The 11,672-nt window shown below is 72.9% G+C and carries 12 protein-coding genes and 1 pseudogene; 6 read left to right on the top strand and 7 right to left on the bottom strand.

The genetic code is table 11. From position 1 onward, the window contains the following. Window positions 1-8: 8 nt before the first annotated feature. Both Sfulv_RS23255 and Sfulv_RS23250 read right to left on the bottom strand, forming a co-directional pair. Complete coding sequence (locus tag Sfulv_RS23255) at window positions 9-575, bottom strand: DUF1707 and FHA domain-containing protein (RefSeq protein ID WP_173316465.1); 567 nt, start codon at window positions 573-575, stop codon at window positions 9-11. A 132-nt stretch (window positions 576-707) separates the two neighbouring features. Further along, window positions 708-863 carry a hypothetical protein gene (locus Sfulv_RS23250; protein WP_173316464.1) on the bottom strand — a complete coding sequence of 52 codons (156 nt, stop codon included), beginning with the start codon at window positions 861-863 and terminating at the stop codon, window positions 708-710. On the opposite strand from Sfulv_RS23250, the gene Sfulv_RS23245 reads away from it, so the two are divergent. Further along, the gene (locus tag Sfulv_RS23245; protein ID WP_173316463.1) at window positions 862-1,773 is read left to right on the top strand and encodes a GNAT family N-acetyltransferase; all 912 of its coding nucleotides are present in this window, start codon (window positions 862-864) and stop codon (window positions 1,771-1,773) included. The two genes, Sfulv_RS23250 and Sfulv_RS23245, sit on opposite strands and share 2 nt — an antisense overlap. Window positions 1,774-1,928: 155 nt before the next feature. Continuing rightward, entirely contained in the window at window positions 1,929-3,689 is a 1,761-nt protein-coding gene (gene treZ / locus Sfulv_RS23240; protein WP_173316462.1) for a malto-oligosyltrehalose trehalohydrolase, read from the top strand. 226 nt (window positions 3,690-3,915) lie between these two features. Here the strand turns inward: treZ and Sfulv_RS23235 are convergent, their stop codons facing one another. Beyond that, window positions 3,916-4,551: a nucleoside/nucleotide kinase family protein gene (locus tag Sfulv_RS23235; protein WP_173316461.1), complete on the bottom strand. Its 636-nt coding sequence runs from the start codon at window positions 4,549-4,551 to the stop codon at window positions 3,916-3,918. Between the two features lie 88 nt (window positions 4,552-4,639). Between Sfulv_RS23235 and Sfulv_RS23230 the strand changes: the two genes are divergently transcribed. Then, window positions 4,640-5,029 carry a VOC family protein gene (locus Sfulv_RS23230; RefSeq protein WP_173316460.1) on the top strand — a complete coding sequence of 130 codons (390 nt, stop codon included), beginning with the start codon at window positions 4,640-4,642 and terminating at the stop codon, window positions 5,027-5,029. A 16-nt stretch (window positions 5,030-5,045) separates the two neighbouring features. Here Sfulv_RS23230 and Sfulv_RS23225 read toward each other — a convergent pair whose 3' ends face one another. The 3 genes from Sfulv_RS23225 to tdh all read right to left on the bottom strand — a co-directional run bounded on the left by Sfulv_RS23225 (window position 5,046) and on the right by tdh (window position 8,375). Next, window positions 5,046-6,011, bottom strand: coding sequence for a LysR family transcriptional regulator (locus Sfulv_RS23225; protein ID WP_246353200.1), 966 nt, complete (start codon window positions 6,009-6,011; stop codon window positions 5,046-5,048). 67 nt (window positions 6,012-6,078) lie between these two features. Next, window positions 6,079-7,272, bottom strand: coding sequence for a glycine C-acetyltransferase (locus tag Sfulv_RS23220; protein WP_173316459.1), 1,194 nt, complete (start codon window positions 7,270-7,272; stop codon window positions 6,079-6,081). A 74-nt stretch (window positions 7,273-7,346) separates the two neighbouring features. Further along, window positions 7,347-8,375 carry an L-threonine 3-dehydrogenase gene (tdh, locus tag Sfulv_RS23215; protein ID WP_173316458.1) on the bottom strand — a complete coding sequence of 343 codons (1,029 nt, stop codon included), beginning with the start codon at window positions 8,373-8,375 and terminating at the stop codon, window positions 7,347-7,349. A 362-nt stretch (window positions 8,376-8,737) separates the two neighbouring features. Here tdh and Sfulv_RS23210 point away from each other — a divergent pair, with 362 nt between their 5' ends. Then, window positions 8,738-9,139 (top strand): hypothetical protein, encoded by a 402-nt coding sequence (locus tag Sfulv_RS23210; protein ID WP_173316457.1) that lies wholly within the window; start codon window positions 8,738-8,740, stop codon window positions 9,137-9,139. A 38-nt stretch (window positions 9,140-9,177) separates the two neighbouring features. Then, window positions 9,178-9,587: pseudogene (locus Sfulv_RS23205) on the top strand (VOC family protein). A gap of 311 nt (window positions 9,588-9,898) precedes the next feature. Here Sfulv_RS23205 and Sfulv_RS23200 read toward each other — a convergent pair. Further along, window positions 9,899-10,363: an ATP-binding protein gene (locus Sfulv_RS23200; RefSeq protein WP_173316456.1), complete on the bottom strand. Its 465-nt coding sequence runs from the start codon at window positions 10,361-10,363 to the stop codon at window positions 9,899-9,901. A gap of 545 nt (window positions 10,364-10,908) precedes the next feature. Between Sfulv_RS23200 and Sfulv_RS23195 the strand changes: the two genes are divergently transcribed. Beyond that, window positions 10,909-11,574 (top strand): hypothetical protein, encoded by a 666-nt coding sequence (locus tag Sfulv_RS23195; RefSeq protein ID WP_173318145.1) that lies wholly within the window; start codon window positions 10,909-10,911, stop codon window positions 11,572-11,574. Window positions 11,575-11,672: the final 98 nt, after the last annotated feature.

Here is an 11,672-nt window from a genome sequence, read left to right as displayed (position 1 = left end):
CGGGGCTGTCAGGCCGGTGGCCTCGGTGCGGGCGCGGTGAGGCGGAAGCTCATCCGCCCGAAGCTCACCTGGTCCCCGTCGCGCACCGGCACCGAGCCGGTGACCCGCTGGCCGTTGACACAGGTGCCGTTCGTCGAACCCAGGTCGCGCAGGACCCACCGGCTGCCGTGCGCGGTGAGTTCGGCGTGCGTCCGCGAGACCGTCTCGTGGTTGAGCCGCAGCCCGTTCCCCGGGTCGCGCCCGATGAACAGGGGCCGCGGGCCGGGTGCGGGCAGCAGGAGTCTGGGCAGCCGCTCGGACGTCCACGCCCTGCGCAGCCGTACGGAGAAGGCCGATACGCCGCCGACCGCGCGGAACAGTCCGCGCGTCCAGCGGCCACCGGATTCCAGATCGTGGGTGAGTACGTCCAGTTCCTCGGCGCGCCGGGCGACGAGGGCCAGTTCCATCCGCCGCATGAACGTGTCGTGCGAGAGCTTGCCCTGCGCCGCGCCGTCTCTGAGCACACCGAGCACACGGTCGCGCTGGGCGTCGGAGAGCCGCGCGGGATACGTCTGGAACTCGGAGGAGGACGTCACATGTCTGATTGTCGGTCCGACCGGGCCGACGTGTCCAGAAGAACTCCCCCTTCTCCCTGGGGCCGTTCACGGCGGAGAAGGGAAAAACCCGTGGACGGCCCGCCCGGGACCGCGCTACGGTCAGCCGCGACGTCAGAGGCCACGGTCGAGGAAGGAGGCGAGAACAGTGCGCACCAGCGACGGCACCACCCCGCGTACCACTTCGTTCCCGCGCTCCCGTCCCGCCCGCAGGGCGGTGTCGGACCCCGTCTGACCGGGGGCGCGCTTCGTCCCAGAGGACATTTCCATGACCGGTCTGGTCATCCGCGCGCTCACTCCGAGCGACGCTTCCCTTTTCGATTCCCTGCACGATGACGGCCTCGTCGGCCGCGCGGCTTTCGGACACCGCTACGGCACGGTCGCCGAGGGCGGGGAGTACCGCCCCGAGTGGACCTGGGTCGCCCTGCGGGACGGCACCGTCGTCGCCAGGGCCGCCTGGTGGTCGGGGCCCGGCGACACCGAGCCGGTGCTCCTCAACTGGTTCGACTTCGCCGAGGGTGAGGACGCGGCGGGCACCGAACTGCTGCGCCGCTCCCCGCTGCACGCGGAGTACGAGCTGATCCTGCCGGCGGACTGGCGGGAGGTCCCCGCCGTGCGCGCGGCGGCCGAGGCCCGCATCGCCGCCGCCACCGCGGCCGGCATGGAGCCGCTCGTCGAGCGGTTCCGCTATCTCTGGACCCCGGACTGCGGGATTCCGGAGCGGCCCGGCCGGCTGACGTTCCGTCCGGAACCCGATGACGCGGTGATCCTCGACGTCCTGCGCCGCGTCCACTCCGTCACCCTGGACGCGCACGCCCGGCGCGCCATCGAAGGGCCGGGGGGACTGGAGGCGGCGGCCCAGGAGGAGCTGGACTTCTTCCACTGGTGCCCCTCGCCCCGTTCCTGGTGGCAGCTCGCGTACACGCCGGACGGCGAGGTGGCCGGCATCCACGTGCCCGCCCGCAACCCGTCGGGTCCGTGCGTCGGCTTCATCGGCGTCGTGCCCGAGGCGCGGGGCCACGGATACGGCTACGACCTGCTCGTGGAGTGCACGCACTTCCTGGCCGCCGAGGGCGCCGAGTCCATCACGGGCGCGACGGACCGGGGGAACGTGCCGATGGCCGCCGCGTTCGCGCGGGCGGGTCACCCCGTGACGCAGGAGCGCGTCCACCTGGTCTAGGGCCTCTGTCCGGACCGGGGCGGGCGCCTCCCGCCCCGGTCCGGGTGCCAGCCGCCCGGGCGACCTTCCCCGGCCGCTCGGCCCTGCCACGTATGAGGGGAAACACGGCAGGGCAATGATCAGGGGGCAGCCGGTCGACGGACGAGGAGTGGCGCATGCAGTTCGAGGTGTGGGCACCCGACGCGGAGTCGGTCGGGCTCAGGGTTGCGGACGGCACGCGGCCGATGGAGCGGGACTCGACGCGGCCGGGCTGGTGGACCACGTCGGCGGAGGCCGTCGACGGTGACCGCTACGGTTTCTCGGTGGACGGCGGACCCGTGCTCCCCGACCCGCGCTCGCGCCGCCAGCCGGACGGGCCGGACGGCCTGAGCGCCGTGTACGACCACAACACCCACGTCTGGCGCAACGAGTGGGCGGGACGGGGGCTGCCCGGCGCCGTGCTGTACGAGCTGCACGTCGGCACGTACACCGGGGCGGGCACCTTCGACGCCGCCGCCGAACGGCTCGGGCACCTCGCCGAGCTCGGCATCACCCACGTGTCGCTGATGCCCGTCTGCCCGTTCCCGGGGACCCACGGGTGGGGATACGAGGGGGTGTCGCTGTGGGCCGTGCACGAGCCGTACGGCGGCCCGGCCGGGCTGAAACGGTTCGTCGACGCGGCGCACGGCCTGGGGCTCGGCGTCGTCCTGGACGTCGTCCACAACCATCTGGGCCCCTCCGGCAACTACCTTCCCGCCTTCGGCCCCTACTTCACCGACACGCATCACACCCCGTGGGGCGCGGCCGTGAACCTGGACGCGCCGGGCTCGGACGAGGTGCGGGCGTATCTGCTGGGGAGCGCGCTCGCCTGGCTGCGCGACTACCACCTCGACGGGCTGCGGCTGGACGCCGTCCACGCCCTCGCCGACAGCCGGGCGCTCACCTTCCTGGAGGAGCTCTCCACGGCGGTCGACGCGCTCGCGGCGGACACCGGCAGGCCCCTCTCGCTCATCGCCGAGTCCGATCTCTGCGACCCGCGCACGACCACTCCGCGCGCGTCCGGGGGCTTGGGGCTGCACGCCCAGTGGAACGACGACTTCCACCACGCCCTGCACACCGCGCTCACGGGTGAGTCCCAGGGGTATTACGCGGACTTCGCCGCCGCCCCGCTCGCGGCCCTCGCCAAGACCATGACCAGTGCCTTCTTCCACGACGGTACGTACTCCAGCTTCCGCGGCCGCACCCACGGCCGCCCCGTCGACGTCACCAGGGCCGCCGCCCACCGCTTCGTCGGCTACGCGCAGACCCATGACCAGATCGGCAACCGGGCCCTCGGTGACCGGCTCGCCGCCTCCCTCTCCCCCGGCCTCCAGGCGTGCACGGGAGCCCTGGTGCTCACCGCGCCCTTCACCCCGATGCTCTTCATGGGCGAGGAGTGGGGCGCCGGTACCCCGTGGCAGTTCTTCACCGACCACACCGACCCGGAACTCGCGGAGGCCGTCCGCAACGGGCGGCGGCGTGAGTTCGGGGCGCACGGCTGGGCGGAGGAGGAGATTCCCGATCCACAGGACCCCGCCACCCGTGACCGCTCCTGTCTCGACTGGAGCGAACAGGAGCGCGCACCGCACGCCCGGGTGCACGCCTGGTACCGCGAACTGATCGCGCTGCGCCGCGCGATGCCCGACCTGCACGACCCGGACCTGGCCACCGTGCGGACCGCGTACGACGAGGCCGCCCGCTGGCTGGCCTACCGCAGGGGTGATCTGCGGATCGCGGTCAACCTCTCCGGCACGCCGGCCGCCATCCCGCTGGGCGGCGGGCGGCACCGCGGCGGCGGTGGCCGGGTGCTGGCCGCGTGGGAGCCGGTCGAGGCACCGGGGGCGGACGGGCTGCTGCACCTGCCGCCGGAGTCGTGCGTGATCCTCGCCGACGACTGACGCCCACGGGCTGCCGACGAGCCGTCAGCCGGGGCGGGCCGGGCGCTACGAGAAGGCCGCGAGGCCCGCGTCGGCGGCGGGAGCCATGCGGGCCCGGTGGTCGTCGGCGGTGAACGGCACGGGGTGGTCCGGGTCTGGACACGCGGACCTCCTGGCGGCACGACACGGCACACAGCAGCCTGCCGGTCGGAGCACGCTCGTGCGAACGGGGGCGGGACCCGGCCGGTCAGGCGGTGTCTTCGAGCCGTACGACGAGGTCGGCGCGGGCGCGGCCCCGCTCGACCAGGCGGGCGTTCGGTTCGTCGGACCGGGAGACCCAGCGCTCGGCGTCCGGGCGGGACCTGCCGAAGCGCACATGCCGACCGACGAGCCGGCGCACCCGCCGTTCGGGGTCGACGTCCAGGTACCACGTCTCGTCGAGCAGTCCGCGCACGGGCGCCCAGGGGCCCTCGTCGTGCAGCAGGTAGTTCCCCTCGGTGACGACGAGCGGGATGCCGGGCGGTACGGGCACGGAGCCGGCGACCGGTTCCTCCAGCGCCCGGTCGAAGGCGGGGGCGTAGACGGGGCCGGGCTCACCGGGGTCACGGAGCCGCCGCAGCAATGCCGCGTACCCGGCGGCGTCGAAGGTGTCGGGGGCGCCCTTGCGGCCGGCGCGGCCGAGCCGGACCAGCTCCGCCTGCGCCAGGTGGAAGCCGTCCATCGGGACGAGGACGGCGAGCCCGTCCAGCGCGTCGACGAGCCGGGCCGCCAGGGTGGACTTCCCCGCGCCCGGCGGACCCGCGATGCCGAGGAAACGGCGGTGGCCGGGGACGGCCAGGAGCCGGGCGCGGGCCGTCAGCGCTGGGAGGTCGCTCGTGTCCATGCGGGCCATTGTGGTGGGACGGGCGGCGGCAACGTTAGTGTCACGTACCACGTCAGGAACTCCGCCCCACGTCATCACGAGGCACCCCATGTCCTACCTCGCTCTGGTCACCCTCGTCGTCGCCGACTACGACGAGGCCATCGCCTTCTACCGCGACTCCCTGGGCTTCGAGCTGGTGGAGGACTCCGACCGGGGTGACGGCTCCCGCTGGGTGGTCGTGTGCCCGCGCGGCGGCGCGGCGGGGGCGGGGCTGCTGCTGGCGCGGGCGAAGGACGAGGCGCAGCGCGCGAGCGTCGGGGCGCAGACGGGCGGCCGGGTGGGCTTCTTCCTCCATACGGAGGACTTCGCGGGCGACCACGCCCGGATGCGGGCCGCCGGGGTGCGGTTCCTGGAGGAGCCGCGGCACGAGGTCTACGGTTCGGTGGCGGTCTTCGAGGATCTCTACGGCAACCGCTGGGACCTGTTGCAGCCCGCGTAGCCCGCCGGGGGCCGCGTCACGTCCAGGTGGACCGGCGATCGGGGACGGCCGAAGAGGTGTCCTCGGCCGCCGGCCGGGCCTGATCCGCTCCCGCCGCCCGCAGCGCGTCCAGGACCGGCCGGATCAACGGGTGCCCCTCCGCGCCCTGGCGGACGGCCGCGAAGACCCGGCGGGTCGGCGCGCTGCCCTCCACGGGGCGGACGACCACCCCTGCGAGTTCCACCCCCCGCAACGCGGACCTCGGCACCAGTGCCACGCCCGCGCCCGCCCCGGCCAGCGCGACCACCGCGCGGAAGTCGTCCGACGAGTGCTCCAGCCGGGGTTCGAAGCCGGCGAACTCGCAGGCGAGGACGACCACGTCGTGGCAGGGGTTTCCCGGGTACGGCCCGATCCACGGGTCCTTCGCGAGATCCGCGACCGCCACCTGGTCCTGCCCGGCCAGCCGGTGGTCCACGGGCAGTACGGCGTCGAAGGGTTCGGAGTAGAGCGGCACCCGCGTCAGCCGCTCGTCGTCCGCGCCCGGCGCGCCCCGGTACTCGACGGCGACCGCCACATCCACCTGCCGGTCCAGCACCATCGGCACGCTCGCGTCACCCTCGGCGTCCTGCACCCGGACCCGGATGCCGGGCGCGGTGAGGTTCAGCTCGGTGATGGCGGGGGCGAGGACCAGACCGATGCCGGTGGCGAACGCGGCGACCGTCACCGTACCGGCCACTCCGGCGCTGTACGCCGCGAGCTCCGCCTCGGCCCGTTCCAGCTGGGCCAGCACCACGTTGGTGTGGGTCAGCAGGATCTCCCCCGCCGCCGTGAGCCGCGCCCCGCGCGCCCCGCGTTCGACCAGCCGGTGGCCGGTCTCCTGCTCAAGGGCGGCGAGCTGCTGGGACACGGCGGAGGGGGTCAGATACAGCGCGGCGGCCGCGGCGGTCACCGTGCGGTGATCCGCCACCGCACGGAGAATTCGCAGCCGCCGGGCATCGATCATGCGCCCTATTGTCCCAGCTCCCCGCTCCGGATCGCTCCACGTCCGGCGGGACTCCGGGGCCGCCCGGCTACTGCGCCAGCGCCGCCCGCGCGTCGACGAACGCGTCCACGGCGCGGTTCACGTCGTCGGTGGAGTGCGCGGCGGACAGCTGTACGCGGATGCGCGCCGCGCCCTGCGGGACGACCGGGTACGAGAACCCGATCACGTACACACCGCGTTCGAGCAGCAGCTCCGCCATCCGGCCCGCCTTCGCCGCGTCCCCGAACATCACGGGGGCGATGGCGTGGTCACCGGGCAGGACGTCGAAGCCCTCCTCGGTCATCCGGGACCTGAAGAGCGCGGTGTTGGCGTTGAGCCGGTCGCGCAGCTCACCGGCGGACTCCAGCAGGTCGATGACCTTGAGGGAGGCGGCGGCGATGACGGGCGCCAGCGAGTTGGAGAAGAGGTACGGGCGCGAGCGCTGACGCAGCAGGGCGACGATCTCGGCGCGGGCGGCGACGTAGCCGCCGGACGCACCGCCGAGCGCCTTGCCGAGCGTGCCGGTGATGATGTCGACGCGGTCCATGACGCCGTGCAGCTCGGGGGTGCCGCGCCCACCGGCGCCGACGAAGCCCACGGCGTGCGAGTCGTCGACCATGACCATGGCGTCGTAGCGGTCGGCCAGGTCGCAGATCTCGCGCAGCGGGGCGACGTAACCGTCCATCGAGAACACACCGTCGGTGACGATGAGCCTGCGCCGGGCCCCGGACGCCTCCTTGAGCTGCTGCTCCAGGTCGGCCATGTCCCGGTTGGCGTAACGGTGGCGCTTGGCCTTGGAGAGCCGGATGCCGTCGATGATCGACGCGTGGTTGAGGGCGTCGGAGATGACCGCGTCCTCGGCGCCGAGGAGGGTCTCGAAGACACCGCCGTTGGCGTCGAAGCAGGAGGAGTAGAGGATCGTGTCCTCCTGGCCGAGGAACGACGAGAGCCGCTGCTCCAGTTCCTTGTGGACCTCCTGGGTGCCGCAGATGAAGCGGACCGAGGCCAGTCCGTAGCCCCAGCGGTCCAGTGCCTCGTGCGCGGCGGCGACGACCTCGGGGTGGTCGGCGAGGCCGAGGTAGTTGTTGGCGCAGAAGTTGAGGACCTCGCCGGGGCGTCCGCCGGAGGTGACCGCGACGGTCGCGGACTGCGGGGTGCCGATCACGCGCTCGGGCTTGTGGAGCCCGGCGGCCTTGATCTCGTCGAGGGTGGTGCGCACGTCGTCACGTACGGAGTCGAACATAAGGGTGTCTCCCGGCTCGGTAGCTGGATACGTCGGTGGCTGGACCGCGGGCGCCTGGGCGGCGGTCGGGTGGTTCAGACGGTCCAGTCCAGGATGACCTTGCCACCGAGACCACTCGCCGCGTCGTCGAACGCCGCTTCGAAGTCGCGGTAGCCGTACCGGCCGGTGATCACGGGGGCCAGGTCCAGACCGCCTTCGAGCAGTACGGACATCGCGTACCAGGTCTCGTACATCTCGCGGCCGTAGATGCCCTTGATGGTGATCATCGAGGTGACGACGCGCGACCAGTCGACGGCGAACTCCTCGGCGGGCAGTCCGAGCATCGCGATCCGGCCGCCGTGCGTCATGTTCGCGATCATGTCCCGCATCGCCTCGGGCCTGCCGGACATCTCCAGGCCGATGTCGAACCCCTCGCGGAGACCGAGGTGCTTCTGTCCGTCCGCGATGGTCTCGTCGGCGACGTTGAGCGCGAGACTCACGCCGACCTTGCGGGCCAGTTCGAGGCGGGCCTCGCTGACGTCGGTGATCATGACATGGCGGGCTCCGGCGTGGCGGGCTACGGCCGCGGCCATGATGCCGATCGGTCCCGCGCCGGTGATCAGCACGTCCTCGCCGACGAGCGGGAAGGACAGCGCGGTGTGCACGGCGTTGCCGAAGGGGTCGAAGATCGCGGCGATGTCGAGGTCCACGGGGACGCGGTGCACCCAGACGTTGGACGCCGGCAGGGCGACGTACTCGGCGAACGCGCCGTCCCGGCCGACGCCGAGTCCGAGGGTGGAGCGGCAGAGGTGGCGGCGGCCGGCCAGGCAGTTGCGGCACTTGCCGCAGACGAGGTGGCCCTCGCCGCTGACGAGGTCCCCGACCTCGATGTCGACCACGTCGGAGCCGAGCCGGGCGACCTCGCCGACGAACTCGTGGCCCAGGACGAGCGGGGTGCGCACGGCCTGCTGGGCCCAGCCGTCGTAGGCCCTGATGTGCAGGTCGGTGCCGCAGATGCCGGTGCGGAGCACCTTGATGAGGACGTCGCCCGGCCCGGTCTCCGGCTCCGGCACGTCCATCAGCCAGAGCCCCGGCTCGGCCTTCTGCTTCACGAGTGCCTTCACGGCTGCGGCTCCCTGTGCCTGGTACGGCGTCGAGTACCCCGGGCCGGGGACCGGGGGAAGGAAGCCCGCGGCCCGGGGAAGAGGTGAGGTACGGCAGGTCGCCGGTTCGCGTCGGACGTCCGGCTCCGCGCACCACTCTCTGCCGTCAGGAAGCAATCTGCCCCACCCCGCGCCGCAGGTCCATCGAGGATTTCTTAACCGCCCCCTCAGCTCCGCTTCACGCCGCCCGGGCCCGGCCGGGGCGGCCGGACGACGACGGCGCGAACAGTGCGGCGGACGCCGTTCCTCCGGTGCCGGCCGGTGGTATGAGCCCGGTAGACCGCTGCCGCCACCCGCGGCCGCCAGGACGGGGAGAAACTCCGTTGACCAAGGCATCTCTGGGCGTCGCGGCGGGCAAGGCGGCCGTCATCGCACCCTTGGCCGTGACCGCTTCGTACGTCGACGCGTGGTGCGTGCGTGCCAGCACGGGGGAGTTGGGGTGGTTCTTCGGCGTCGAGTTCTGGGTCATGGCGCTGATAGTCGCCGGGGTGTACATCCGGATATGGACCCACGACGACGAGCCCTGGGTCGGCGGGTTCGCCCTGCTGGCCCTCGTCGCCGGGCTCGTCGCCGGGCCGTTGCTCCTCTTCCACGGTGGGCTCGCCGCCCTGGCGGGCGGGCTGGGTGTGTTCGTGTTCGGGGCGCCCGCGCCCGCCGCGGCCCGGGCGTGCGGCTTCGACGTCGGTCGCCGAGAGGTGGAAGGCCGAGAGATGGAAGGCGGCTGACCGGGTCCGCCTTCCGCCCTCTCCCTACACTGGCCGACATGGCATGCCGCATCAGTGAACTGGTCCTCGACGCCGCCGACCCCGAGCGTCTCGCCGCCTTCTGGAGCGACGTCCTCGGTTACGTCGAACTCGGCCGGGAAGAGGACGGAAGCATCGAGATCGGACCGCCCGGCGTCGGCTTCGGCGGTCCGCAGCCCACCCTCGTCCTGAGCCCCAGCAGCACCCCCGGGCCGCGAAGCTCCCCCTGCACATCGATGTCAACGCCACCGACCGCGACCAGGACGCCGAGCTGGAGCGGCTGCTCGCCCTCGGTGCCAGGCCCGCCGACATCGGCCAGACCGGCGCCGAGAGCTGGCACGTGCTGTCCGACCCGGAGGGCAACGAGTTCTGCCTCCTGCGCAGGCGACTCCAGCCCACGAAGCCGTCCCCGTCCGGCACGGACGGGTGAGGCCGGTGGAGCGCCCGTGGGGTGCGGTGTCAGGGCCGCGACCCCACGGGCTGTCGGGGAGGGGAGGCCGCTAGGCGGCGGCGGTGAGTCGTGCCATGGCCGGGCGGGTCAGCGCACGGTCGTGAGGTGCGTCGTCCAGCGCGCGCTGCAGCGCCATCCCCTCGGTCAGCGCGCCGCGAGGCTCATGGCGCGCTGCTGGAGGCGGACCACGGCCTCCGGTACGACGGGAGGGCGACGTGGTCCGTCTTCTCCGTCGTCATGCGGACGATCGTACACTCTGAGGGCGTACGGTCGTACGCTCCGGCGGGAGGTCAGTACAGGAGGTCCAGTTCCGCCCGGACCGTCTTGCCCGGCCCCCTCTCCCGGTCGAGCACCTCCCAGCGGTCCGCCAGGGCGTCGACCAGGATCAGACCCCGGCCGGTCTCCGCGTCGGGCGGGGGCAGGGCCAGCGTGCCCGGGGACGGCGGACGGGTCTCGGTGCGGGTGTCGGAGACTTCGACGCGGAGCGTGCTGAGCGCCGGGCCGCGCGGGGTGAGGGTCAGGACGAGTTCGAAGTCCCGGCCGGGTACGCGGCCGTGGGTCGCGGCGTTCGCGGCCAGTTCCGCGACCAGCAGCGCGGCGGTGTCGGAGACGTCGCCGCCGTACGGGATGCCCCACCGGTCCAGTTCGAACCGCGCGAACCGCCGGGCGAGCCGGGCACCTCTCGACGTGGCACTGAAGCGCTGGGCGAACTCACGCACGGTGAGCGGACAACGGACTGCGGGGGGAGCTTCCATAGGACGAGCGTGGCGGCCCCACCCCCTCGGCCTCCAGATCCGGAGGCCGTACGCGGAACACGCGTACGGGTGCCCGGGCCCGGCCGTGGGGGTGACGGGCCGTGACCTCGGACGACAGCGGACTGTTGGCTTCCGGCGACTTCCCCGCGTCTCGAAGCCCGCGTCCCGGATCTCGCGTCTCACGTCACTCTTTGGAGGGTACGTACGGAGGCGCGCGCACCGAAGCTCAAGCCCCGGGACCCGGGCGTCGGGACGCGAGACCCGAGCCCCGAGCTTCTTCCCAACCACCGGTTGAGAAAGGCTGGTTAAGGAAAACCAACCCCCCTCCCCCGCCCGTCGCCGCGAGCAAGTACGACTAATCCGGGACGGCTTGCGGTGGACTCTCGCGCCTGCTTACGGTGCCCGAGACACAACAAACGACCCCGACGCGGTGTTCGCAGCACCAGGCCGGGGTCTCACCGCAAGATCGAAAGAAGGTCGATCCCGTGGCTACCAAGCACCTTAGCCCTGCCCTGCCCGCCCACGCATCCTCCACGTCGCACCCGATGGCCAGGCCCGGTTACGGCAAGCGGTCCACCCCCGGTCAGGCCCCGCGCCAAACGGAGGACTTCGCCCTGCTGCCGGAGCGCGAGCGATACATCGCCTTCAGCGCCGCCGAGGACAGCAAGGGCGCACCTGCCCCGCTGCCACCCGCGCCCGTCCCCACCTCCGGCGGACCCGTCGATCCGGTCGAGCCCTCGGCCCCGCAGCCGACGCCCGTGCGCGAGGACTCCCCCTCGCCCGCCTACCGTGCCCTCGCACAACTGGGCTGCTCCGACGCCCGCCTGGCCCTCTCCGCCGACGACTGCGCGGCACTGGAGAGCCTTGCCGGGGAGTGGCTGGCGCGCGGGGTGAGCGCGGAGTACCTGACGCACGCCCTGACCGCCGGGCTCCCCGCGACGGTCGACGTGCCGCGCGGCTTCGTACGCCGTCGCCTCCGCGACAAGATGCCGCCCCGCCTGCCCGCTCCGGCCGCAACTCCCGTACGCCTGACGCTGGTGGAGTGCACCACGTGCGGGGTTCCTGGCCGCCCGGAAGCACTCCCTGACGGCCTCTGCCGCGCCTGTCGCCCTACGCTCGCGACGGCCACGGAATGTGTCACTGACAGCGGTGTCGCGCATGACGTCCACGCACTCGTGGACCGGCTCCGCCACCTCGCACGTAACGCGTGACCCCCACACGCACCAGGTAAGCGACTCGTACGCTCGGTCAGCGTACGGGTACAGACAGTGGACAGTACCTCTCACGGAGCGTGACGATGGATCAGTTG

It is taken from the genome of Streptomyces fulvorobeus (assembly GCF_013167895.1).
Classification (GTDB): domain Bacteria; phylum Actinomycetota; class Actinomycetes; order Streptomycetales; family Streptomycetaceae; genus Streptomyces; species Streptomyces fulvorobeus.
The sequence above is the reverse complement of the archived record's forward strand: the minus strand, read 5'-3'. Positions and strand labels throughout refer to the sequence as shown.